This window comes from Serratia rubidaea (assembly GCF_016026735.1).
Taxonomy (GTDB): domain Bacteria; phylum Pseudomonadota; class Gammaproteobacteria; order Enterobacterales; family Enterobacteriaceae; genus Serratia_B; species Serratia_B rubidaea.
Window position 1 is genome coordinate 3,260,219 of sequence record NZ_CP065640.1, and the last position, 24,439, is coordinate 3,284,657.

The following is a 24,439-nucleotide window of genomic DNA, read 5'->3' on the forward strand; positions in this document are numbered from 1 at the left end:
GAGCGCCAGTGCGCCGTGCCGTGCAGGACATCGCGGCCCGTTATCCGTTACTCACTGAGACGTCAAAGGGTTTGTATGACACAACAGCCACAGGCGAAATATCGCCATGATTATCGCGCGCCGGATTACACCATCACCGACATTGATTTGGATTTTGATCTGCACGCCGACACGACGCGCGTCACCGCCGTCAGCAAAGTGAAACGTCAGGGCGCCGCCGGCGCACCGCTGGTGCTGGACGGTGAGGATGTGACGCTGGTGAGTCTGCAGATTGACGGTCAGCCCTGGGAGGCGTACCGCCAACAGGATAACCAGCTGATTATTGATGGTTTGCCGGAACAATTTACTGTCACCATCGTCAACGATATTCATCCGGCGCAGAACAGCGCGCTGGAAGGTTTGTACCTGTCCGGCGAGGCGCTATGCACCCAGTGTGAGGCGGAAGGCTTCCGTCATATTACCTACTATCTGGACCGTCCGGACGTGCTGGCGCGCTTCACGACCCGCATCACGGCGGATAAACAGCGTTATCCGTTCCTGCTGTCCAACGGCAACCGCATTGCCGAAGGCGAACTGGACGACGGCCGTCACTGGGTGCAGTGGCAGGATCCGTTCCCGAAGCCGAGCTATCTGTTTGCGCTGGTCGCCGGTGATTTCGACGTGCTGCGCGACAGCTTTGTGACCCGCTCAGGGCGCAAAGTGGCGCTGGAACTGTTTGTTGACCGCGGCAACCTGGATCGCGCCGACTGGGCGATGACCTCGCTGAAGAATTCGATGAAATGGGATGAAACCCGCTTCGGCCTGGAGTATGACCTCGACATCTATATGATCGTCGCGGTGGACTTCTTCAATATGGGCGCGATGGAAAACAAAGGGTTAAATATCTTTAACTCCAAATACGTGCTGGCTAAGGCGGAAACCGCGACCGACAAGGATTACCTGAATATTGAAGCGGTGATCGGGCATGAGTATTTCCATAACTGGACCGGCAACCGCGTCACCTGTCGCGACTGGTTCCAGCTCAGCCTGAAAGAGGGCCTGACGGTGTTCCGCGATCAGGAGTTCAGCTCGGATCTGGGGTCGCGTGCGGTTAACCGTATTGATAATGTCCGCGTGATGCGCGGCGCGCAGTTTGCGGAAGACGCCAGCCCAATGGCGCACGCGATTCGTCCGGACAAAGTGATCGAGATGAACAACTTCTACACCCTGACGGTGTATGAGAAGGGTTCTGAAGTGATCCGCATGATGCATACGCTGCTGGGCGAGGAGAACTTCCAGAAGGGGATCCAGCTCTATTTTGAACGCCATGACGGCAGCGCGGCGACCTGTGATGACTTTGTGCAGGCGATGGAAGATGCCTCCAATGTCGATCTGTCCCTGTTCCGCCGCTGGTACAGCCAGTCCGGCACGCCGGTGCTGACGGTGCGCGATGATTATGACGCCGAGCAGCAGCAGTACCGCCTGCAGGTCAGCCAGCATACCGCGCCGACCGCCGATCAGCCGCAGAAACAGCCGCTGCATATCCCGCTGGATATTGAACTGTACGATTCCGAAGGCAACGTGATTGTGCTGCAGAAGGACGGCCTGCCGGTTAATAACGTGCTGAACGTGACCGAAGCGGAGCAGACCTTTATTTTTGACGGCGTTGCGCAGCGTCCGGTGCCGTCACTGCTGCGTGAGTTCTCCGCACCGGTGAAGCTGGACTATCCGTACAGCGACGGGCAACTGACCTTCCTGATGCAGCATGCGCGCAACGATTTTGCCCGCTGGGATGCCGCGCAAAGCCTGCTGGCGACCTACATCAAGCTGAACGTCGCCAAGCACCAGCAGAAACAGCCGCTGTCGCTGCCGCTGCACGTGGTGGATGCGTTCCGGGCGGTCTTGCTGGATGAAAAACTGGATCCGGCCCTGGCCGCGCAGATCCTGACGTTGCCGACGGAAAATGAGATGGCCGAACTGTTTGCCGAAATCGATCCGGAAGCGATCGCCGCGGTGCACGACGCAATCACCCGTTGTCTGGCGCAGGAAATGGCCGACGAGTGGCTGGCGGTATACCGCGCCAACCGCACCGACGGCTACCGCGTTGAGCATGGCGATATCGCCAAACGCGCGCTGCGCAATACCTGTCTGCACTATCTGGCCTTCGGTGATGCGCAGCAGGCCGATACGCTGGTGGCTGAGCAGTTCCGCCAGGCGGATAATATGACCGACTCGTTGGCGGCGCTGGCGGCGGCGGTGGCCGCACAGCTGCCTTGCCGCGACGCACTGATGACGGCGTTCGACGAGCGCTGGCATCAGGACGGACTGGTGATGGACAAATGGTTTGTGCTGCAGGCCACCAGCCCGGCGGCCGACGTGCTGAACACGGTGCGCGGTTTGCTGCAGCATCGCTCATTCAGCCTGAGCAACCCGAACCGCACCCGTTCGCTGGTGGGGGCGTTCGCCTCGGCGAACCCGTCGGCGTTCCATGCGCCTGACGGCAGCGGTTACCAGTTCCTGGCGGAGATCCTCAGCGATCTCAACACGCGCAACCCGCAGGTGGCGGCGCGCCTGATTGAACCGCTGATCCGTCTGAAGCGCTATGACGCTGGCCGTCAGGCGCTGATGCGTAAAGCGCTGGAGCAACTGAAGGGGCTGGAGAATCTGTCCGGCGATCTGTTTGAGAAGATTAGCAAGGCGTTGGATGCCTGACGGAAATTGTTTTTTGCCAAAAAACGCCCGGTGATACCGGGCGTTTTTCTGTCCGGCATCAGCGCAGGGAGGTTGGGGTGAAGCGCGGTTCTAGCCGGGTGTGTTGCAGCCAGTATTCGCCCATATCTGTTGCGCCGATCTCGGTCTGCGCCAGTAAATCGGCAATATCCCACTCTTCAGCGGCGTTGACGGCGCGCCGTTCGAAGATATCGACCAATAAGCGGCGCAGCTTCTCCTCGGCTTCGCCAAACTCTTCGGGTGTGAGGGCCTGTTGGGTGATAAACCACACGGCATTTTTGAGCAGTTGGCTTAACGCAAAGGCGGCCTGTATGTCCGGCTGCGGCGCCAGCGCGTCAAGCGCGGCGCGCACACCGTGCGTCCAGGCCAGTTGATAGGCCAGATCGGAATGTTCATTCCAGGCGTGGTTTGCATCTTGTGCGGTGGCCATTAGGGTAGCGAGCCTGTCTCTCAACGCATGTTCCTTTGTCTGCAGTAGCGCCATGATATGCCGGGCGGAAAGCCGCGGGTAGGGGGGCTCTTCGGCTGTTTGCGTCACTGACGATGGTTTCAGCAGCCGTTTGGCGATGTTCATCAGCACCGGCAGGCTGTCGCCTTCTGCGGTTGCGGTGTGGTCGTTCACCATCATCGCGAGTGTGATGCGGTTGCGAATCAGTTTACCGTGCACGCCGGTGCGCATCAGACATTTTCTGATCGCCTCGCGGGAAAGTTCAACCACCATACTTTTGACGATGCTGGCATGAAACTGTAGCTGTGAGGCATCCAGCGCGTTGTTAAGGCAATATTCTTTTCGGTTTTCATACAGTGCGATGGAGGCCGCGGCGGTGACGTAGGCATCTGCCGCTTCAGTTTTGTTGATCAGGATATCGGCGACGTTAATTTCTTTTTCTCGGGTATTGAGCTTGCGGTGTGTCTGATAGTGTACGGTGCTGGCGACGGCCATTTTTAACGGAGAAATCAGCGCGGCGGTTAACACGATTTTTCCCCATTCAATCCGGCACAGCGAATGAAAGAATGTTTCCCGGTGTGACGTTGCGCGGGTGATGAATTTGCCATCGGGCGTCACCTGATGCAGCCTGCCGCCAAGAAAAGCGTGGTGCGGAACCCTTACCTGATGAAAGGCGGTAATACTGTGATCGACGTAAGAAACGGAATAAATATCCACATCTTCGATATCACTAGTCTGAATCCCCGGCAGCAACCGACCTTTATGGTCGCGGCAGCGCACAATGAACGGGTGAATGCCGCAATCCCGCGCCTCTATAAACAGCCGTGCCATTACGATAGCCAATTTGGGTTGTTGCGCAGAGAGGTAGGGCATAAATTTACAGGCGCCCGGCGTTGGCGTATTGATGATAAATTGTCGGGCCTGACTGTCATAATGGGCTTCGGTTTGCAGGCTCATGGCGTTGTTACCGACATCGATCTCGGTGACCATATAGAGTCCTTTACTGCTGACCGCTTCAAGTTCGGCGATATATTGCCGTATGGCGGTAGAAGAAGGGTCCGCCAGCGCCATAATGGTTCCCAGGCACAGGTTATAGTGGCTGGCAAGCAAGGGAGACAGACCAAAGTTGGCCGTTATACACGGCGACTCCATCACGGTCAGCAGTTTACGCATATCGTCAAGTATGTCGCGCCCGCTCAGAGGTACTGCAGTGGTGACCTGTTGCATCAGCGTATACAGGTGATCGATCTGCGCAGATCGTGTTAATCCACTGATATTTCTTTGGAAAGGTTCGGTTTGGCTTAGCTGTTTTAACGTATGGCGGATCTGCTGATAGTGGTCGGGAGAGTGAATCATTATTTCATCCATGCTGAGTATGGCATTAAGGCAGTTCTCATTATGGAAAAGCATAGTATTTAGCGTCTGGCGTGCTAAATAGGGGGCAAGAGAATATTGTCTGTGGGGTGTAAACTTCAGCGCTTCCGGATTGCCGCAGCAGGCGGAAGCGCTGGAAGGAGATTAATTCGCCGCCTGGCGCGCCGGTTCTGCGGTTGCAGCCGGCGACAGCACCCGTTCCAGGATCTGCGCCTCCAGTTCAGCCAGCCTGGCCGAGCCTTTGCGGCGCGGTCGCGGCAGGTCGATAGCCATATCCAGGCCGATGCGTCCCTGCTCAATCAGTATCACGCGGTCCGCCAGGGCGATCGCTTCGCTGACGTCGTGGGTGACCAGCAGCACGGTAAAGCCATGCTGTTGCCACAGGTTTTCAATCAGCCCCTGCATATCGATGCGCGTCAGCGCATCCAGCGCGCCCAGCGGTTCGTCCAGCAGCAGCAGACGCGGCCGATGGATCAGCGCGCGCGCCAGAGCGACCCGCTGCTTCTGGCCGCCGGACAGCGCCGCCGGCCATTCGTCGGCCCGCTCCTCCAGGCCGACTGCCGCCAGCGCCTGACGCGCCGCGTCACGCCAGTCGCCGCGCAGGCCCAGGCCGACGTTATCAATCACCTTTTTCCACGGCAGCAGGCGCGCATCCTGAAACATCAGCCGGGTGTCTTCTTTCACGCTGCTTAATGGCGCGCTGCCGCTGAGCAACGCGCCGCTGCTGGCGTTTTCCAGCCCGGCCAGCAGGCGCAGCAGGGTGCTTTTGCCGCAGCCGCTGCGGCCGACCACGGCGACAAACTGGCCGGAGGTGATGCGTAGCTGCAGATTATCCAGCACCGTGCGGTTGCCGTAGCGCTTGGCGATGGACTCCAGGGTGACGGGCGTCCCCTGGGGAATACGGGTCGGAGTCGTCATGATGCTTCCCCTTGTTTCAGTTGATAAGCCGGGTGCCAGCGCAGCCACAGGCGTTCCAGCCACTGTGCGCTGACGTCCGCCAGTTTGCCGAGCAGGGCGTAGAGCACGATGGCCACCACCACAATGTCGGTTTGCAGAAATTCGCGGGCGTTCATCGCCAGATAGCCGATGCCGGAATTGGCCGAAATGGTTTCGGCGACGATCAGCGTCAGCCACATCAGCCCCAGCGCAAAGCGCACGCCGACCATGATGGAAGGCAGCGCGCCGGGCAGCACCACCTGGGTAAACAGGCGGAAACCGCTCAGGCCATAGCTGCGCGCCATTTCCAGCAGCCCGCGGTCGATATTTTTGATGCCGTGATAGGTATTGAGATAAATCGGGAACAGGGTGCCGAGCGCCACCAGGAAGATTTTTGCCGATTCATCAATACCGAACCACAGGATCACCAGCGGGATCAGCGCCAGATGCGGAATGTTGCGCAGCATCTGCACCGAGCTGTCCAGCAGGCGTTCCCCCCAGCGGGACAGGCCGCTGATCAGGCCCAGCAGCAAGCCAAGGCTGCCGCCGATGCCAAAACCGATCAGCGCGCGCCAGCTGCTGATGGTGAGGTGCTGCCAAAGTTCACCGCTTTGCGTCAGCGTCCAGAACGCCGTCGCAACGGCGCTGGGGGCCGGCAAAATGCGGCTGGAGAGCCAGCCGGCCTCAACGGCGATCTGCCAGAAAACCAGCAGGGCGATCGGCAGGATCCAGGGGGCTAAACGGTGCAGCAGGCGCTGTGTGCGATGGCTCATAACTGGCTCCTTAGCTTTGCGACGCCCGCTGCGGCGCATAGATATTGGCGATGACTTCCCCCTGAGGCGCGACCGGACGCAGCGGCGCCGGCGCGGCGTGTTGCGCGACATCCAGATGCGGGAACAGCAGTTCGCCAACGCGATAGGCCTCTTCCAGATGCGGGTAGCCGGAAAGAATAAAGGTGTCGATGCCTAAATCGGCGTACTCCCGGATGCGTTGCGCCACCGTCGGGCCGTCGCCCACCAGCGCGGTGCCGGCGCCGCCGCGCACCAGGCCAACGCCCGCCCACAGGTTAGGGCTGATCTCAAGGTTATCTTTCTTGCCGCCGTGCAGCGCCGCCATGCGCTGCTGGCCGACCGAATCAAAACGGGCGAAAGCCTGCTGCGCGTCGGCGATGGTTTTATCGTCCAGATTGGCGATCAGACGGTCGGCGGCGCGCCAGGCTTCGTCGTTGGTTTCACGCACGATCACATGCAGCCGGATGCCGAAGCGCACCTTACGGCCCTTGGCGGCGGCTTTGGCGCGTACTTCGTCCAGCTTCTGTTTCACCTGCGCCGGCGGCTCGCCCCAGGTCAGATACAGCTCTACCTGGTCGGCGGCCAGATCCTGCGCGGCGGCCGACGAGCCGCCGAAGTAGAGTGGCGGTCGCGGCTGCTGAACCGGCGGGAACAGCAGTTTGGCGCCTTTGACCTGAATATGCTTACCGCTGAAATCGACGGTTTCCCCTTCCAGCACCCGGCGCCAGACGTGGGTAAACTCCGCCGAGGCTTCATAGCGCTCTTCATGGTTAAGGTGCAGCCCTTCGGCCGCCAGTTCGTCCGGGTCTCCGCCGGTGACCAGATTAAACAGCGCGCGGCCGTTGGAGAGGCGATCCAGCGTTGCCGCCTGCCGCGCCGCCAGCGTCGGGGAGATAATGCCGGGGCGCAGCGCCACCAGGAATTTCAGCCGCTGCGTGACGGGGATCAGGGACGCGGCCACCAGCCAGGAGTCTTCGCAGGAGCGTCCGGTCGGGATCAGCACGCCGCCGAATCCCAGGCGGTCGGCCGCCTGGGCAATTTGTTGCAGATAGCCGTGATCGACGCTGCGCGCCCCTTCGCTCGATCCCAGATAGTGACCGTCGCCGTGGGTGGGTAAGAACCAAAAGATATTCAGGCTCATAATAAGCTCTCCTCAATTATTGGGCGCTGGGCTGCCAGACGCGTTGGGAAATATCCAGCTTCACCGGCACCAGATGATTGGCGTAGAACAGATCGGCGGTTTGCTGCTGGGCTTTGATGGTGTCGGCGCTGAGCGGCGTAATGGTGGTGACCGGCCGGTGATCCAGGTAGGCGGCGATCACCGGCTGCGGCAGGCCGATGGTTTTGGCCAGCAGGGCGATGCTCTGCTCGCGGTCGCTGCGGGACAGCGCGTCAGCCTGCGTCAGCACCTTCAGCACCTGTTGAATAAACGCGCCGTTGGCTTCGGTATATGGCCGGGCGGCCAGATAAAACGAACCGGTCTGGTTGAGCTTGCTGCCGTCGGTCAGCACCCGTACGCCGCCCTGCAGCAGCGCCGCCGAGTAGTAGGGATCCCAAATCGCCCAGGCGTCGACGTTGCCCTGCTGGAAGGCGGCGCGGGCGTCGGCCGGGGTCAGATACACCGGCTTGATGTCGGTAAATTTCAGGCCGGCCTGCTGCAGGGCGCGCAGCAGCAGATTGTGCGAACTGGAGCCTTTCTGGAAGGCGACCTTGTGCCCCTTCAGTTCGGCAACGTCGTGGATCGGGCTGTTTTCCGGCACCAGAATCACTTCCGCCTTGGGCTTGGGCGGCTCTACGCCGACGTACAGCAAATCGGCGCCGGCGGCCTGGGCAAAGATCGGCGGAATATCACCGGTGCTGCCGACATCAATACTGCCGACGTTCAGCGCCTCCAGCATCTGCGGCCCGGCGGGGAATTCGGTCCAGCTGATTTTGGTCTGCGGGAAACGCTGTTCCAGCAGACGATGACTTTTCGCCAGCACCAGACTGACGGAGCCTTTTTGGTAACCGATGCGCAGCTGCTGGGGGCCGGGATCGGCCGCGGCGCCGTAGGCCACGCCCAGCGTCAGAGCGGCCGTCAGCGATGTGGTCTGCAGCCAGCGGCGCCAGGAAGAAAGTCGCGTCATCATTATTTCCTTATTGGTGGTGTTTATCGGCAGGGTCAGGATTGCGTCTGCAGCAACGCCTCTGCGGAGGAGGGCGCAGGTTGACGACGGCTCAACGCCAGATAAAGGCTGTTCAGCGCTTCCTCCAGCCGCAGCGCCACGGCATCGCTGGGGGTTAACCGCTCGCCCTGCGTGGTGAGCTGGCCGTCATCGGCAAAGACGCCGTGCAGCACCTCCTGGGCTTTTAACGCCGATAGCACCGGCTTTAAGGCGTAATCCACCGCCAGCATATGGCCGACGGAGCCGCCGGTGGCCAGCGGCAGCACCACTTTGTGTTCCAGCGCGCGTTCGGGCAGCAGGTCCAGCAGGGTTTTGAGCGCGCCGGAAAATGACGCCTTATACACCGGGGTGGCGATTAGCAACCCGTCGGCCTGCGCCAGGCGGGCGGCGAAGGTTTTAATCGCCGGGCTGTTGAAATTGGCGCGCAGCAGATCTTCGGCGTCGAAGTCATACAGGGTGTAAGGCTCCACCTCAACGCCGCGCCGCTGCAGCCATGACTGGGCAATATTCAGTAACCCCGCGGAGCGGGAGGGGAGACGCGGGCTGCCGGCCAGAGTTATAACGCGCATAACCAATCCTTATAACTAAAAGTTAGGTTTAATGAGTAAAAGATGAGTAAGTGTTTTAAAGCTAACAGCAAAGCGGCCGGTTTTTTAAATCTCATTTTTGGCTTTGGTTATGCGCAAATGCGGATTGGCGGTATGAGGCGGGATCGGCGGGAAAACGTTTGCGTAAAAAACGCTTTTTTTGCGCGGAATCAATTCCAATTACGCCGGGGATCCCGGATAATACGCCCCCGGTTTGTAACTAACCCAATAGCGTTCGGGATGCGGCGGCCACTTCCGCATTCTGGGGATAACCGGGAAATCAGGAGAGTACATGTACTACCCCCTCATCAGGAAAGCGTTGTTCCAGCTCGATCCAGAGCGCGCGCATGAATTGACCTTCCAGCAACTGCGCCGTGTCACCGGCACCCCTTTCGAATTTCTGGTGCGCCAGTCGGTGCCGACCAAACCGGTTACCTGCATGGGGCTGTCTTTTAAGAACCCGCTGGGGCTGGCCGCCGGTCTGGATAAAAACGGCGAATGCATTGATGCGCTGGGTGCGATGGGCTTCGGCTTTATTGAAATCGGCACCGTGACGCCGCGTCCGCAGCCGGGCAACGATAAGCCTCGCCTGTTCCGCATTGTTGAAGCGGAAGGCATTATCAACCGCATGGGCTTTAATAACCACGGCGTGGATAACCTGGTTGATAACGTCAAAAAATCCCACTTTGGCGGCATCCTGGGGATTAATATCGGCAAGAATAAAGATACGCCGGTTGAAGAGGGCAAAGACGATTATCTGATCTGCATGGATAAAGTTTATCCGTATGCCGGTTATATTGCGATCAACATCTCATCGCCGAATACCCCGGGATTAAGATCCCTGCAGTATGGTGAAGCGCTGGACGATCTTTTGGCGGCGGTTAAAAATAAGCAGGCGGAGTTACATGAGCGCCATCACAAATATGTGCCGGTCGCGGTAAAGATCGCGCCGGATCTTTCTGAAGAAGAGTTGATCCAAATTGCCGACAGTTTGGTTCGCCATAATATTGATGGGGTCATCGCTACCAATACCACGCTGGATCGTAAACTGGTGCAGGGATTAAATTACTGCGAGCAGGCCGGCGGCCTGAGCGGCCGTCCCGTTCAGTCGCTCAGCACCGAAGTGATCCGTCGTCTGTCGCAGGAGCTACAGGGCAAACTGCCGATTATCGGCGTCGGCGGAATTGATTCCCTGACCGCCGCGCGTGAAAAAATAGCGGCGGGGGCGACGCTGGTGCAAATTTATTCCGGCTTTATCTACCACGGTCCGCGTTTGATTAAAGATATCGTTAACCACATCTGATATTTTTTTCCTTTCAGACCTTGTCGGGGGTTTATTTATTCCCCCGGCTCGTCTATATTTTGTCCATTAGGCTAAATATCGTTCGCGGAATTATCCGATGTTTAGACCAGATTTTCGGTGGTAAACTCACCCTTTGGGGTAAATTATATGACCGGTTTGAGCAGCGGCGCACCGCGAGCGCGGCTTCTTTTTATGCCGGATATATTCGTTGGCGAGTGGCGATAAAGGACAAACGATGAAGATAAAACCTGACGATAATTGGCGTTGGTATTTTGACGCCGAACACGACCGGCTGATGCTTGATTTGGCCAACGGGATGATCTTTCGTTCGCGTTTTCCGGCCAAGATGCTGACGCCGGACGCCTTTAACGAATGCGCGTTTTGCGTCGAGGATGCCGCGCTGTACTTTACCTATGAAGAACAGTGCAAACGCACCAAACTCAGTCACGAGCAGCGTGCGGAGCTGGTGCTGAACGCGCTGGTGGCCTACCGCTTCCTCAAGCCGCTGATGCCGAAGAGCTGGCACTTTGCCCAGCAGCATTTCCCGCTGCAGCCGAAAAACGGCGAGCTGGCGGCGGTCAAGGTGATGGACAGCGGACAGGATGCGCGGCTGCTGGTGGTGGAAGCCGGCGATAACGCCAGCTTGTGCTTACTGGCGCAGGGACAGCTGACGGTAGCGGGGCGCACCATGGTGTTCGGCGACGCCATCAAGGTGATGCACGACCGCCTGAAGCCCTATGCGCACGATGCCGATACCGCCCCGGCGTATGACAGAGCGGTCTGAGCCTAACGTAACGTCAGGTCGCTTTTAGGTATACAGCTGCAAGACAGAATCGTGCCGTCATTCGCCACTGCGCTTTTTGTCAGCGGCGCCACTTCGCCGTTGACCAGCGTCATTTGGCAGGTTCCGCAGATCCCCGCCCGGCAGGAGTAGGGTACGCGGATGCCCTGCTGCTCTAACTGCTCCAGTAAAATCTGCTGATTGTTGCCGCTAAACACCTGGCCCTGATAGTCGATGGTAAGGCTTTGCGCCTGGTTTTGCGGCGCCTGCACCTTTTCGGTTACCTTGCCAGCGTGGTACGGGCGCGGCGGTTTGTTCGACAGCACCTCCACCGTATCGCCAACGCGGATAATTCCGCTGTTGCGGGCAATCATATTCTGACCAAAATCCACATCGCCGTTATCCGCCGTGCGGAAGCTTTGCAGCGTCGTCAGCGGCTCGCCGCTCGGGTGTTTGCGTCCGCGTTCGGTGCTGACGGTGGTCAGCACGCAGCGGCTGCACGGTTTGACCAGATCGAACATCACCTCGCCCACGCGGATCACCTGCCAGCCGTCTTCGGCCCAGGGCGCGGCGCCGGTCACCACCAGGTTAGGGCGAAACTGCTCCAGTTTGACGCCGGCGGGGCAACGCTGCTGCAGATCGCGGAATGAGGCCTCATTGATCAGCAGGAACGGATAGCCGTCGGCAAAGGAGAGCGGCACCTCCGGGTGTTTTTTCACGCGGCGGCTCAGCGCCGGCCCGAGCCAGCGCAGCTGGACGTCACGCTGGAAATAGCCGCTCAGCCACTGGTTGATGGCCGCCGGCGCCACCCGGGCGGTGAAATGGTTGCCCCACACTTCGGTCGGCTGCTGCTCGGCGGCAAAGTCGTCAAAGCGGATGGTCGCGCTGTCGCCGTCGGGCGCCGTCAGATACAGGCCGTCCGCCAGCAGCGCCGGTGTGAACAGCACCATCTGCGGATATTGCCGCGCGGTAATAAAGGTGCCGTCGGGGCTGGTGATCATAAAGCTGCGATCGAACGCCAGTCCGTGGTTCGCCACCTGGGCGTGGGAAAGCTGCAAGCCGCGTAAGGATTTCACCGGATGGACGTAAAGCCGAGAAAGCGTGATCACCCTTGCCTCCGTGGGTTTTGTAAATAGAGAGGAGCAACTTTATGACAAGCGGTGCGGATTAGCTATAATGCGCAACAATTTTCTTTTTGGTGATAAGTACGATATGAACTCTTTGTTTGCTAGCACAGCGCGTGGATTGGAAGAACTGTTAAAAAGCGAACTGGAGCGGCTTGGCGCCCACGCCTGTAAAGTCGTGCAGGGCGGGGTACATTTTCAAGGCGACGATCGTCTTCTGTACCAAAGTCTGCTGTGGAGCCGCCTGGCTTCACGCATTTTGCTGCCGCTGAATGAATTCCGCGTGCACAGCGATCTGGATCTCTACCTTGGCGTGCAGGCGATCGACTGGACGTCGATTTTCGGCGTGGATAAAACCTTCGCCGTGCACTTCAGCGGCGTGAACGAAGAGATTCGCAACAGCCAGTACGGCGCGTTGAAAGTGAAAGACGCCATCGTCGACAGCTTTACCCGCAAAATCGACCAGCGCCCGACCGTGGCGAAACAGCAGCCGGATATCCGCATCAACGTCTTCCTGCAGCGCGATATGGCCAGCGTGGCGCTCGACCTGAGCGGTGAGGGTCTCCACCAGCGCGGCTACCGCGATCTGACCGGCCAGGCGCCGCTGAAAGAGACTCTGGCGGCGGCGATCGTACAGCGCTCCGGCTGGCAGCCTGGCACGCCGATGCTGGATCCGATGTGCGGGTCCGGTACCTTACTGATTGAAGCGGCGATGATCGCCGCCGATCGCGCGCCGGGGCTGCATCGCCAGCACTGGGGCTTCAGCGCCTGGAACGGCCACAACGCCGAGCTGTGGCGTGAAGTGGTGACCGAAGCGCAGGTGCGCGCCCGCCGCGGGCTGCAGGAAACCACCTCGCGTTTCTTCGGCTCGGATATCGACCGCCGGGTGATTGATATGGCGCGCGCCAACGCCCGCCGCGCCGGCGTCGCCGAACTGATTACCTTTAACGTCAATGACGTCAGCAAGCTGAGCAATCCGCTGCCGGAAGGCCCGACGGGCACCGTACTCAGCAACCCGCCGTATGGCGAACGCCTGGAAAGCGAACCGGCGCTGATTGCGCTGCACAACATGCTGGGGCGCATTATGAAGAGCGCGTTCGGCGGCTGGCAGCTGTCGCTGTTCAGTGCTTCGCCGGAGCTGCTGAGCTGCCTGCAGCTGCGCGCCGAGCGCCAGTATAAGGCCAAAAACGGCCCGCTGGACTGCGTACAGAAAAACTATCAGCTGGCGGAAAACCCGCAGGGCAGCGGCGGCATTCAGGTGGCGGAAGATTTCGCCAACCGGCTGCGTAAGAACGTTAAAAAGCTGGATAAGTGGGCGAAGCAGCAGGGGATTGAGTGCTATCGCCTGTATGACGCCGACCTGCCGGAGTATAACGTTGCGGTGGATCGCTACGGCAGCAAAGTGGTGGTGCAGGAGTACGCGCCGCCGAAAACGGTCGATGCGCAAAAGGCGCGTCAGCGGCTGTTTGACGTGATCAACGCCACGCTGGCGGTGCTGGAGCTGCCGTCCAACCAGCTGGTGCTGAAGACCCGCGAGCGGCAGAAGGGGAAAAACCAGTATGAGAAACTGGCGCAGAAGGGCGAGTTCCTGCTGGTGGAAGAGTTTAACGCCAAGCTGTGGGTTAACCTGACCGACTACCTGGATACCGGCCTGTTCCTGGATCACCGCATCGCGCGCCGTATGCTGGGCGAGATGAGCAAAGGGAAAGATTTCCTCAACCTGTTCGCCTATACCGGCAGCGCCAGCGTGCACGCCGGTCTGGGCGGCGCGCGCTCCACCACTACGGTCGATATGTCGCGCACCTATCTGGAATGGGCGGAGAAAAACCTGCGCGCCAACGGCCTGACCGGGCGGCAGCACCGATTGATACAGGCGGATTGCCTGTCATGGCTGCATAATGCCGCCGAACAGTTCGACGTGATCTTTATCGATCCGCCGACCTTCTCCAACTCCAAGCGGATGGAGAACACCTTTGACGTGCAGCGCGACCATCTGGCGCTGATGACGGATTTAAAACGGCTGCTGCGCCGTAACGGCACCATTATGTTCTCGAACAACAAGCGCGGTTTCCGCATGGATCTCGACGGGCTGCAGGCCCTGGGTCTGGAAGCGAAAGAGATCACCAATCAGACGCTGTCGCAGGACTTTGCCCGTAACCGTCAGATTCACAACTGCTGGCTGGTCAGCCATGCCGGCGAAGGAAAGTAATAACTATGTCGTTAATTAGCATGTCCGGCGCCTGGCTCTCTTTCAGCGATGCGCCGCTTCTGGACAACACCGAAATTCATATCGAAGACAACGAGCGCGTTTGTCTGGTCGGGCGCAACGGCGCCGGTAAATCCACCCTGCTGAAAATTCTCGGTAAGGAACAGCCGCTGGATGACGGCCGGGTGATTTACGAACAGGATCTGATCGTTGCACGCCTGCAGCAGGATCCGCCGCGCAATATCGGCGGCACGGTGTTTGATTTTGTCGCGGAAGGGGTGGCCGAACAGGCCGAACACCTGAAGGCCTATCACGCGATCTCTCACGAGGTAGAGCAGGATCCCAGCGAGAAAAACCTGGCGAAGATGGCGAAGGTCATGGAGATCCTCGATCACCACGGGCTGTGGCAGCTGGATAGCCGGATTGCCGAGGTGCTGGCGCAGCTGGGTCTGAACGGCGAAGCGCAGCTGTCATCGCTTTCCGGCGGCTGGCTGCGTAAGGCGGCGCTGGGACGTGCGCTGGTCAGCTCGCCGCGCGTGCTGCTGCTGGACGAACCGACCAACCACCTGGATATTGAAACCATCGACTGGCTGGAAGGCTTCCTGAAGGAGTTCCAGGGCAGCATTATCTTTATCTCCCACGACCGTTCGTTTATCCGCAATATGGCGACGCGCATCATCGATCTTGACCGCGGTAAACTGGTGTCCTGGCCGGGCAACTACGATCAGTATTTGTTGGGCAAAGAGGAAGCGCTGCGGGTGGAAGAGCTGCAAAACGCCGAATTCGACCGCAAACTGGCGCAGGAAGAGGTGTGGATCCGTCAGGGCATCAAGGCGCGCCGCACCCGTAATGAGGGGCGCGTGCGCGCGCTGAAAGCGCTGCGGATGGAGCGCGCCGAACGCCGTGAAGTGATGGGCACCGCCAAGATGCAGGTGGAAGAGGCGACGCGCTCCGGCAAAATTGTCTTCGAGCTGGAAAACGTCAACTATCAGGTCGGCGATAAAGTGCTGGTGCGTGATTTTTCCGCCCAGGTGCAGCGCGGCGACAAAATTGCGCTGGTCGGGCCGAACGGCTGCGGCAAAACTACGCTGCTGAAGCTGATGCTCGGTCAGCTGCAGGCCGACAGCGGCCGCGTGCACTGCGGCACCAAGCTGGAGGTAGCCTATTTCGATCAGCACCGTGCGGAGCTGGACCCAGAGCGTACGGTGATGGACAACCTGGCGGAAGGCAAACAGGAAGTGATGGTCAACGGCCGCTCACGCCACGTGCTCGGCTATCTGCAGGACTTCCTGTTCCATCCGAAACGCGCGATGACGCCGGTGAAGGCGCTGTCGGGCGGTGAACGCAACCGCCTGCTGCTGGCGCGGTTATTCCTGAAGCCCAGCAACCTGCTGATTCTCGATGAACCGACCAACGATCTGGACGTTGAAACGCTGGAGCTGCTGGAAGAGCTGATCGACGGCTATCAGGGCACCGTGCTGTTGGTGAGCCACGACCGTCAGTTTGTTGACAACTCGGTGACCGAGTGCTGGATTTTTGAAGGCAACGGCGTGATTAACGCCTTTGTCGGCGGTTACTATGACGCCCACCATCAGCGCGCCACCGCCAAACCGATCCGCCAGACCGCGCCGGCGGCCCAGAGCAAACCGGCGGAGAAAAAAACCGAGCAGCCGAAGAAGCCAGCGACCAAACTAAGCTATAACCTGACGCGTGAGCTGGAACAATTGCCGCAGCGCCTCGAACAGCTGGAGACGGACATTGAGGCGTTACAGGCCGAAGTGAGCGACGCCGATTTCTTCTCACGTCCCCATGAGGAGACGCAAAAGGTGCTGGGCGATCTGGCCGCCGCCGAGCAGGCGCTGGAAAGCGCATTTGCCCGCTGGGAAGAACTGGAAGCAATGAAAAACGGCTGATTGGCTCAGACCCGGCCCGCATGCTGCTGCGGGCCGGATTACAGCATTGAGCGTTGATGTTGTTAAGGAGGAAAATGGTGTGTTCCCACGACAATCACCAGCAGCATAGCCATTCGTTGCACGGCGAGCAGCAAGATGGCCTGATTCTGTGTCCGCAATGCGACATGCTGGTGGCGATGCCGCCTCTGGCCTATGGCAGCAAGGCGCTATGCCCGCGCTGCAAAACCCAGCTCAGCGCCCGTTGGGATGAACCGCGCAAACGGCCGATTGGCTACGCGCTCAGCGCCCTGTTTATGCTGCTGGTGGCCAACCTGTTCCCGTTCGTCAATATGCGCGTGGCCGGCATCGTCAGCGAAATCAAACTTATCCAGATCCCCGAAGTGATGGTGGCGGAAGATTACGCCAGCATGGCGACGCTGTTTATGGTGTTTGTCCAACTGATCCCGACGTTTTGCATGCTGGCGATCATTCTGCTGTGCGGCCGGGTAAGGCTGCCGCAGGGGCTGAAGGTGTGGATGGCGAAAGTGCTGTTCCAGTTCAAAACCTGGTGCATGGTGGAGATCTTCCTGGCGGGGGTGTTGGTCAGCTTCGTCAAGCTGATGGCCTACGGCGATATCGGCATCGGCACCAGCTTTATCCCTTACTGCCTGTTCTGCCTGCTGCAGGTGCGCGCCTTCCAGTGTGTCGATCGCCGCTGGCTGTGGCGCGACATTGCCGCTGCGCCGCCGATCGAACAGCCGGTCACGATCGGTACGACCGGCATGCGCCAGGGGCTGCGTTCCTGCCGCTGCTGCACCGCCATTCTGCCGGCGGAACAGTTGCGCTGTCCGCGCTGTCACAGTCATGGCCATGTACGACGCCACAACAGCCTGCAGTGGACCATGGCGCTGCTGATCACCTCATTTATCTTGTATATCCCGGCGATGCTGCTGCCGATTATGGTGACGGAGGCGCTGGGCAATAAAATGCCGTCCACCGTGATGGCCGGGGTAATTTTGCTGTGGAGCGACGGCTCCTATCCGGTCGCCATGGTGATTTTTATCGCCAGTATTATGGTGCCGAGCCTGAAAATGCTGGCCATCGGCTGGCTGTGCTGGGACGCCAACGTGAAAGGGAAGCAGCGTGCGGACAGTGAGCGCATGCATCTGATTTATGAAGTTGTCGAGTTTGTCGGCCGCTGGTCAATGATTGACGTGTTTGTGATCGCCGTACTGTCGGCGTTGGTACGAATGGGACAGTTGATGAGTATCTATCCTGCGACCGGCGCGCTGCTGTTCGCCCTGGTGGTGATCCTCACGATGTTTGCCGCCATGACGTTTGATCCCCGCCTGAGTTGGGATCGCGTAAGTGAAACAATAAAGAAGGAGCCGCAAGGTGACGGAAAGTAATCATAGCGTCGCGGATGTTGAAAAGATTAAGCGCTGGTCGCCGGTGTGGATTATCCCGATCGTCACGGCGCTGATCGGCGCGTGGATCCTGTTTTACCATTTCAGTCATCAGGGGCCGGTGGTGACCTTATACACCACGACGGCGGAAGGGCTTGAGGCGGGTAAAACCAAAATCAAAAGCCGCAGCGTGGACGTCGGCACCGTCGAGAGCGTGACGCTGAGCGACGACCTGAACAAGGTGCTGGTGACGGCGCGACTCAACGCCGGCATGAATAAGCTGCTGCGTCAGGACTCCGCCTTCTGGGTGGTGAAGCCGCAGATCGGCCGTGAAGGGGTAACCGGTCTGGGCACCTTGCTGTCCGGCGCCTATATTGAGCTGCAGCCCGGCAGCAAAGGCGAGAAGGGCAAAGAGGAGTACCAGCTGCTGGATGCGCCGCCGCTGGCCTCGCCGGACGCCAAAGGGCTGCGCGTGGTGCTCGACAGCGATAAATCCGGCCAGCTGAACGCCGGCGATCCGGTGCTGTTCCGCGGCTATCGCGTCGGCTCGGTGGAAACCAGCTACTTCGACCCGAAAATCCGCGCCATGCGCTACCAGCTGTTTATTTCCGCCCCTTACGACCAGTTGGTCACCACCAACGTCCGCTTCTGGAAAGACAGCGGGGTAACGTTCGATATGTCGGCGCAGGGCATGCGGGTTGAGATGGGCTCGCTGACCACCCTGTTCAGCGGCGGCGTCAGCTTTGACGTCCCGCAGGGCTGGGAGCGCGGCGTGCAGGCGAAAGAGAAATCCGTGTACGAGCTGTATGAGAACCAGCGCAGTATTCAGGATTCGCTGTATACCGTACATAAAGATTACCTGATGTTCTTCTCGGACTCCGTACGCGGCCTGCAGCCAGGCGCGCCGGTTGAGTTCCGCGGTATCCGTCTGGGGACCGTTGCGCAGGTGCCGTTCTATAAAGAGGGCCTGGAACAGAGTCTGAACAGTGATTATCGTATTCCGGTGCTGATCCGCATTGAGCCGGACCGCTTCCAGAAACAGCTGGGCAAAGACTTCGATATGGAACAGCACTTGAAGGACGCCGAGTCGCGTGGCTTGCGCGCGTCGCTGAAGTCCGCCAACCTGCTGACCGGTTCGCTGTATATCGATCTGGACTTCTACCCGCAGCAGAAAGGCTGGGAAGGGCCGCGTAAAATGTTCGGCTATCCGCTGTTGCCGACCACCAGCGGCGGCCTGGCGCAGATCCAGCAGAAACTGATGCAGACGCTGGATAAGATCAATGCGATGCCGCTGAACCCGATGATCAACGAGGCGACCAAAACGCTGGCGGAAAGCCAACGCACCATGCGTGAAACGCAGGAAACCATGAAGTCGCTGAACGAGATTATGTCCAGCAAGGCGATGCAAGATCTGCCGCAGGATATGCAGAAAACGCTGCAGGAGCTGAACCGCAGTATGAAAGGCTTCCAGCCGGGTTCGCCTGCCTACAATAAAATGGTGGGTGATATGCAGCGTCTGGATCAGGTATTGCGCGAACTGCAGCCGGTGCTGCGCACCCTGAATGAAAAGAGCAATGCATTGGTGTTTGAAGCCAAGAGCAGCGACGATCCTCAGCCGAAGAAGGCCAAACAATGATGAAATGGATTCCGGTAACTCTGGCGCTGTTGCTCAGCGCCTGTAGCAGTACGCCACAGAAAACCTACTATCAGCTGCCGGCGATGAGCGCGCCGGCGCAGCAGGGGAGCGCCGCCTCGGCGTCGCATCAGCTGTGGCTGGAGCACGTCGGCGTGGCGGATTATCTGGCGCAGAACGGCGTGGTGTATCAGACCAACGACGTGCAGTATGTGATTGGTCAGAACAACCTGTGGGCCAGCCCGCTGGATCAGCAGCTGCAGCAGTCGCTGGTCACCAACCTGAGCAATGCGTTGCCGGGCTGGCTGGTGTCTTCGCAGCCGATGAGCAGCGATCAGGATGTGCTTAACGTGACGATCACCGGCTTCCACGGGCGCTACGACGGCAAGGCGATTATTCGCGGCGAGTGGGTGCTGAACCGCCAGGGGCGGATGATCAAGCGGCCGTTCAGCCTGGAGCTGACGCAGAGCGAAGACGGCTACGATGCGTTGGTGCGCACGCTGGCGACGGGCTGGCAGCAGGAGGCGCAGGCCATCGCCGCCCAGCTGGGCGCTTTCTGATGCTATAAGCGGGAGCGAAACGGTCTAAGCGAACGCCGGCGCGTCATGGAACGATGACCCGCCGGCGTTTTTTATTGATATATTTCAATTAATTACATTGAATCTCGCGTTATCAGCCACTTAGCGATTTCTGCGTGTATAGCTCACAAATATGACACTGGCGTGAAATTTGCGCATTGATCTTCACTGCGAATCGCGCTATTGATTATTCGTGGCTGCACAAAAAGTGGCCGCTGTTTTCTTTCCAGCAGACCAAGAATGAGGGAAACGAGGCATGAAGAGACAGAAGCGAGATCGTCTGGAGCGGGCACAGTCCCGTGGTTACCAAGCAGGTCTTTCAGGGCGTTCCAGGGAACTTTGTCCCTACCAGTCTTTAGACGCCCGGGCCAATTGGCTGGGAGGTTGGCGACAAGCCATGGAGGACAGGGCTGTGACCGCTTAAGCGGCTCCCTGTCATGAAGAAGGAATGACCTCCGCCGGTGCGCGGAGGTTTTCATTTCTGTACCTGGGTAACGTTACCGTTCATCAGGGTTATCTGAAGCGCCAGTTTCCATGTTTCCCCGCAAAAAAACGCCTGATTATTTGATTAACTTTTCTTTATTAATTCCCTGTTTATGTTATTAACACTCTATAAAGTCATTGTATAACAATGATTTATGTAGTGAATTGTCGCTATGGTTTTATCTGCTGAAGTGATAATCCGTAGTGCGAGGCTGGCGACGTCAGAGACGTTGCTGCAAGGTGACGACGTATTCGTAACCAGCCTGTGAGGAGAAGCGTGTAAAGCCTGGCGCAAGCGGGTTTACCAATAAAAGGGAATATAAGGAAATAATATGGCGAGTAAATCGATTCGTTTTAGCGCGGAAGTTCTCGATAGTCCGTTGACCGTGCCCGAACTGGGCGGCGGCCTGCTGCCGCTGGCGACACCACCGGTCTCTGAACCGAGCGTGCGCGCCGCTGCAGAACCGGCCGACGTAGAGATCATGATGGCGACGGTCTCTGTCTCGGTATTTCGCGTGGCCGGCAGCAGCGCGGCCGCCATGCAGGGGCGGGTAGTGTTCAATCAGGCGTGCAAGGCGATGGTGGGCTATTTTAGCGGCGCGAGCGCGCCGGGTGACGAAGCGCTGTTTGCCACGTCGCATCCGGATATCGGCATTCGTCTCTCTTGCATCGGCAAGCCTATTCTCCCGGAGCAGGGACAGAGTTTCCCGCTGGTTGGTGATATGCTGGTGTTTGAAGCGATGCTGGTGGCGTTACATGACCAGGTGAAGCCGGGAGCGGTTGAGGCGCGGATTGCGTTCAACTACGGCAGCGACTGGTAGTGCGGAAATCTCGCATTAAAAAAGCCTCGCTTGGCGAGGCTTTCTGCTATTCAGTGACCCGTGGCGACGTTTGGGGAAGCCACTGTCTGTCATCAGAATACCGTTGGGTCCTTGAACAGGCCCACTTTCAGATCGGTGGCGGTGTAAATCACTTCGCCGTCGACCAGTACTTCGCCATCGGCGACGCCCATAATCAATTTACGGGTGATAACGCGCTTGAAGTTGATGCGGTAGGTGACCTTTTTCGCGGTCGGCAGAATCTGACCGGTGAATTTCACTTCGCCGACGCCCAGCGCGCGGCCTTTGCCTTCGCCGCCCAGCCAGCCGAGGTAGAAGCCTACCAGCTGCCACATGGCGTCCAGACCCAGACAGCCAGGCATCACCGGATCGCCGATAAAGTGGCAGCCGAAGAACCACAGGTCCGGATTGATATCCAGCTCTGCCTCAACGTAGCCCTTACCGTGCGTGCCGCCTGTTTCTGTCATTTTGACCACGCGGTCCATCATCAACATGTTACCTGCCGGCAACGGCGGGCCACCGGCGCCGAACAGCTCGCCACGGCCGGATGCTTCGAGGTCTTCTTTCGTATAGGAGTCGCGTTTATCTACCATGTTCTCAGTAAACCTTATTTTAATGAAGGACGAAGGTTAGCGTACACGTGTACGCTGAACAAGTCCGATCAGCCGTGGTTAAACCAGTTGAGCCAGCGTAAGCACCATGGACGTTGCCGTTCCTGCGGGTTCACCTGCGCTATCCGTTCCTGAATCGCCGACAGCAGATTAGGCTGCTGTTCATCGGTATAGAGGCAACCCGTTAATAATGGCAAGGTTTCCGCCACGCTGTCCACCGCCCACAGATGGAATTGTCCTTCACGCACCGCATCGACCACCTCCTGGCGCAGACACAGATGGCGTACGTTGGCCGCCGGCAAAATAACGCCCTGCTGGCCCGTCAGGCCGCGGCGTTGGCAGACCTCGAAGAATCCTTCGATTTTTTCATTAACGCCGCCAATGGGCTGTACGTTGCCAAATTGGTCGACGGAGCCGGTGACGGCAATTTGCTGGTTGATCGGCTGTTGCGACAGGGCGCTGATCAGTACGCACAGTTCGGCCAGCGTGGCGCTGTCGCCGTCGACTTCACCATACGATTGCTCAAACACCATCGAGGCGGAAAACGGCAGCTGTTGATCCAATTCCAGTTCGGAAATCAAAAACGCCTGCATAATCATCATGCCTTTGGCGTGCAGATTACCGCCCAGCTCGGCTTTGCGTTCGACGTCGGTAAATTCTCCGTCGCCGAGGTGCACCACACAGCTGATGCGGGAAGGCTCGCCGACGCTGCCCGGATGGCCGGGATAATCCAGCACCGACAGGCCGTTAATCTGGCCGACGACTTCACCTTCGGTCTGGATCAGAATCTGGCCGAGCTCGATATCATCCTGCATCCGCTCCGCCAGATAGCCTTCGCGCCATTGGCGGGTGGTCAGGGCGGCGTCCAGCGCCTTGGCGGTAATCTGGCCTTCTTCGGCATAGAGCGACGCCTCGGACAGCTGTTGGCCCAGCCAGGTCGGTGAGAGCGGCAGGCTGGCGCAGTCACCGCTGTAGCGCACCGCCTGCGTCAGCAGCGGGGGCCAGGCGTCGGCTGCCAGCGCCGGCAACTGGCGTTCGGCCGCCAGGGTATTCACATGGCCGCACCATAGCACCATATCTTCATCGTCGGCGAGCTGCAGCTCTTCTTCATATTCGCCATACATCGCCAGCTCGCTGATTTCCGGCTCCATTTCGTGGAAGTCGGCCAGCCCAAGGCGGTCGCCCACCACAATCAGTCGTAGCTCCAGAGGCATCGGCGGGATGGTGACCGGCAGCGGGCGTGTTTCATCCGGGGAGTACCACAGGAATTGGCGCTGCTCGATCATCTGTTTCAGACGCAGCCACATCAGAGGCTGCGCCAGCAAGGTGCGCGCGGAGAGAATCAGCACGCCGCCGTTGGCGCGGTGTATTAACCCCGGCGCCAGCGAAACGTTGCCCTGCAGCTGGCGTACACAGCCAAACAGCTGTTCAGGCTCAACCCACTCTTGGTAAATGCAGGCGCCGGCGGCGGCAAACGGCTCATCGCCCTGGCTGGCCGGCTCAACCTGAACCTGACCGTTGTGCACGGTGTAATGGCTGCCGGGGCAGGCAGGCTGCTGCGGCTGACGCTGTGTGACCGCATTCGCAATTAATGCCAGATATTCGCGGTTTTCCTGCGCCTTAAGCAGCATAAAACGGGGTTGAGAACGTGGGTGGCAGAATAACGTCAGGGCATTATCCAGCCGGGGCTGCAGCGCAGCAAAGGTGACGGGCGCCAACTGAGCAGCAGAATCGAATATCGCCTGGTAAGGCGCAACGGCAGGCAACAAGGATTGCCATTCAAGTCGGTTATTGGTCAAAGTGTTAGATGCAGTTATCAAAAAGTGAAACAGCGATTATACAAGAATAACGTCAGCTTGATACAGTGGAGTGCCGCTTGATGTCCGGGAGTTTGACATCGGGCGACGACTGTGCAAAAAACAGTCTGTCAGAGGTTTTAATTGCCGGGGAAATTCGGCGTAAAGCTGTTATGCTTATTGAAGTTACGCGGTCACTGAAGAGCTCACGATGAAATATCAGCAACTGGAAAATCTGGAGAGCGGTTGGAAATGGAAATACCTGGTGAAGAAGCACCGGGAAGGGGAACTTATCACCCGCTACATTGAAAACAGCGCTGCGCAGGATGCGGTTGACGAGCTGCTAAAATTGGAAAATGAGCCGGTTAAAGTTCTGGCATGGATTCATGCCCATATGAACCCTGCGCTTGATAACCGGATGAAACAGACCATTCGTGCCAGACGCAAACGCCATTTTAACTCCGAGCACCAGCATACGCGTAAAAAATCCATCGATCTGGAGTTTTTAGTGTGGCAGCGGTTGGCGGCGTTAGCCCGTCGTCGCGGCGTGACGCTGTCGGAAACGGTGGTACAACTGATTGAAGATGCCGAGCGTAAAGAGAAATACGCCAGCCAGATGTCATCGCTGAAACAAGATCTGCAAGCGATTCTGGGCAAAGACGAAGAGTAGGGATGGGCAGCTCACGATAAAGCCGGCCGCGCGCCGGTTTTTTTATGGCGGCAATGGGCAGAAGGCGAAAAAAAACCCCGCAGCGCGGGGTTTTTTATTAAGAAGCG

At 58.8% G+C, this 24,439-nt stretch carries 20 protein-coding genes; 11 read left to right on the plus strand and 9 right to left on the minus strand.

Translation table 11 applies throughout. The annotated features are described in order from the left end of the window. The first annotated feature begins 75 nt into the window (after positions 1-75). Complete coding sequence (gene pepN / locus I6G83_RS15220) at positions 76-2,691, plus strand: aminopeptidase N (protein ID WP_054305489.1); 2,616 nt, start codon at positions 76-78, stop codon at positions 2,689-2,691. 58 nt (positions 2,692-2,749) lie between these two features. On the opposite strand, the gene I6G83_RS15225 is transcribed toward pepN, so the two are convergent. The 6 genes from I6G83_RS15225 to ssuE form a co-directional block, all read right to left on the minus strand. Continuing rightward, positions 2,750-4,513, minus strand: coding sequence for an acyl-CoA dehydrogenase family protein (locus I6G83_RS15225; RefSeq protein ID WP_072186090.1), 1,764 nt, complete (start codon positions 4,511-4,513; stop codon positions 2,750-2,752). Between the two features lie 162 nt (positions 4,514-4,675). Continuing rightward, positions 4,676-5,449: an aliphatic sulfonates ABC transporter ATP-binding protein gene (ssuB, locus tag I6G83_RS15230; protein ID WP_054305491.1), complete on the minus strand. Its 774-nt coding sequence runs from the start codon at positions 5,447-5,449 to the stop codon at positions 4,676-4,678. Continuing rightward, positions 5,446-6,240 carry an aliphatic sulfonate ABC transporter permease SsuC gene (ssuC, locus tag I6G83_RS15235; RefSeq protein WP_015671785.1) on the minus strand — a complete coding sequence of 265 codons (795 nt, stop codon included), beginning with the start codon at positions 6,238-6,240 and terminating at the stop codon, positions 5,446-5,448. The genes ssuB and ssuC overlap by 4 nt, the downstream gene beginning before the upstream one ends. A gap of 10 nt (positions 6,241-6,250) precedes the next feature. Then, positions 6,251-7,399, minus strand: coding sequence for an FMNH2-dependent alkanesulfonate monooxygenase (gene ssuD, locus I6G83_RS15240; RefSeq protein ID WP_054305492.1), 1,149 nt, complete (start codon positions 7,397-7,399; stop codon positions 6,251-6,253). A gap of 16 nt (positions 7,400-7,415) precedes the next feature. Beyond that, positions 7,416-8,384, minus strand: a complete 969-nt coding sequence (locus I6G83_RS15245; RefSeq protein ID WP_072186088.1) for a sulfonate ABC transporter substrate-binding protein — start codon at positions 8,382-8,384, stop codon at positions 7,416-7,418. A gap of 35 nt (positions 8,385-8,419) precedes the next feature. Further along, positions 8,420-8,992 carry an NADPH-dependent FMN reductase gene (gene ssuE / locus I6G83_RS15250; protein ID WP_054305493.1) on the minus strand — a complete coding sequence of 191 codons (573 nt, stop codon included), beginning with the start codon at positions 8,990-8,992 and terminating at the stop codon, positions 8,420-8,422. A 310-nt stretch (positions 8,993-9,302) separates the two neighbouring features. Here ssuE and pyrD point away from each other — a divergent pair, with 310 nt between their 5' ends. Together pyrD and I6G83_RS15260 are read left to right on the plus strand one after the other, a co-directional pair. After that, positions 9,303-10,313 (plus strand): quinone-dependent dihydroorotate dehydrogenase, encoded by a 1,011-nt coding sequence (gene pyrD / locus I6G83_RS15255; RefSeq protein ID WP_054305494.1) that lies wholly within the window; start codon positions 9,303-9,305, stop codon positions 10,311-10,313. A 235-nt stretch (positions 10,314-10,548) separates the two neighbouring features. Next, entirely contained in the window at positions 10,549-11,097 is a 549-nt protein-coding gene (locus tag I6G83_RS15260; RefSeq protein ID WP_015671790.1) for a cell division protein ZapC, read from the plus strand. A 2-nt stretch (positions 11,098-11,099) separates the two neighbouring features. Here the strand turns inward: I6G83_RS15260 and I6G83_RS15265 are convergent, their stop codons facing one another. Further along, the gene (locus tag I6G83_RS15265; protein ID WP_054305495.1) at positions 11,100-12,203 is read right to left on the minus strand and encodes a YcbX family protein; all 1,104 of its coding nucleotides are present in this window, start codon (positions 12,201-12,203) and stop codon (positions 11,100-11,102) included. Positions 12,204-12,306: 103 nt separating this feature from the next. On the opposite strand from I6G83_RS15265, the gene rlmKL reads away from it, so the two are divergent. From rlmKL to I6G83_RS15300, 7 genes are all read left to right on the plus strand, one after another. After that, a complete protein-coding gene (gene rlmKL / locus I6G83_RS15270; RefSeq protein ID WP_128144963.1) occupies positions 12,307-14,427 on the plus strand; it encodes a bifunctional 23S rRNA (guanine(2069)-N(7))-methyltransferase RlmK/23S rRNA (guanine(2445)-N(2))-methyltransferase RlmL in 2,121 nt (706 codons plus the stop codon). A gap of 5 nt (positions 14,428-14,432) precedes the next feature. Next, on the plus strand, positions 14,433-16,337 hold the full coding sequence (locus I6G83_RS15275) for an ABC transporter ATP-binding protein (RefSeq protein ID WP_054305497.1): 1,905 nt from the start codon (positions 14,433-14,435) through the stop codon (positions 16,335-16,337). Positions 16,338-16,414: 77 nt separating this feature from the next. Further along, on the plus strand, positions 16,415-17,725 hold the full coding sequence (gene pqiA, locus I6G83_RS15280; RefSeq protein ID WP_371851006.1) for a membrane integrity-associated transporter subunit PqiA: 1,311 nt from the start codon (positions 16,415-16,417) through the stop codon (positions 17,723-17,725). Next, positions 17,712-19,358 (plus strand): intermembrane transport protein PqiB, encoded by a 1,647-nt coding sequence (gene pqiB, locus I6G83_RS15285; RefSeq protein WP_054305499.1) that lies wholly within the window; start codon positions 17,712-17,714, stop codon positions 19,356-19,358. The genes pqiA and pqiB overlap by 14 nt, the downstream gene beginning before the upstream one ends. After that, on the plus strand, positions 19,355-19,915 hold the full coding sequence (gene pqiC / locus I6G83_RS15290; protein ID WP_054305500.1) for a membrane integrity-associated transporter subunit PqiC: 561 nt from the start codon (positions 19,355-19,357) through the stop codon (positions 19,913-19,915). Before pqiB ends, pqiC begins: the two co-directional genes overlap by 4 nt. 274 nt (positions 19,916-20,189) lie before the next feature. Continuing rightward, positions 20,190-20,357 (plus strand): ribosome modulation factor, encoded by a 168-nt coding sequence (gene rmf, locus I6G83_RS15295; RefSeq protein ID WP_004964703.1) that lies wholly within the window; start codon positions 20,190-20,192, stop codon positions 20,355-20,357. A 391-nt stretch (positions 20,358-20,748) separates the two neighbouring features. After that, positions 20,749-21,237, plus strand: a complete 489-nt coding sequence (locus tag I6G83_RS15300) for a fimbrial protein (RefSeq protein WP_054305501.1) — start codon at positions 20,749-20,751, stop codon at positions 21,235-21,237. Positions 21,238-21,329: 92 nt separating this feature from the next. Here I6G83_RS15300 and fabA read toward each other — a convergent pair whose 3' ends face one another. After that, positions 21,330-21,848, minus strand: coding sequence for a bifunctional 3-hydroxydecanoyl-ACP dehydratase/trans-2-decenoyl-ACP isomerase (fabA, locus tag I6G83_RS15305; RefSeq protein ID WP_054305502.1), 519 nt, complete (start codon positions 21,846-21,848; stop codon positions 21,330-21,332). Positions 21,849-21,916: 68 nt separating this feature from the next. Continuing rightward, entirely contained in the window at positions 21,917-23,665 is a 1,749-nt protein-coding gene (locus I6G83_RS15310; RefSeq protein WP_072186089.1) for an AAA family ATPase, read from the minus strand. A gap of 208 nt (positions 23,666-23,873) precedes the next feature. On the opposite strand from I6G83_RS15310, the gene matP reads away from it, so the two are divergent. Next, on the plus strand, positions 23,874-24,332 hold the full coding sequence (gene matP, locus I6G83_RS15315) for a macrodomain Ter protein MatP (RefSeq protein WP_015671800.1): 459 nt from the start codon (positions 23,874-23,876) through the stop codon (positions 24,330-24,332). The last annotated feature ends 107 nt before the right edge of the window (positions 24,333-24,439 follow it).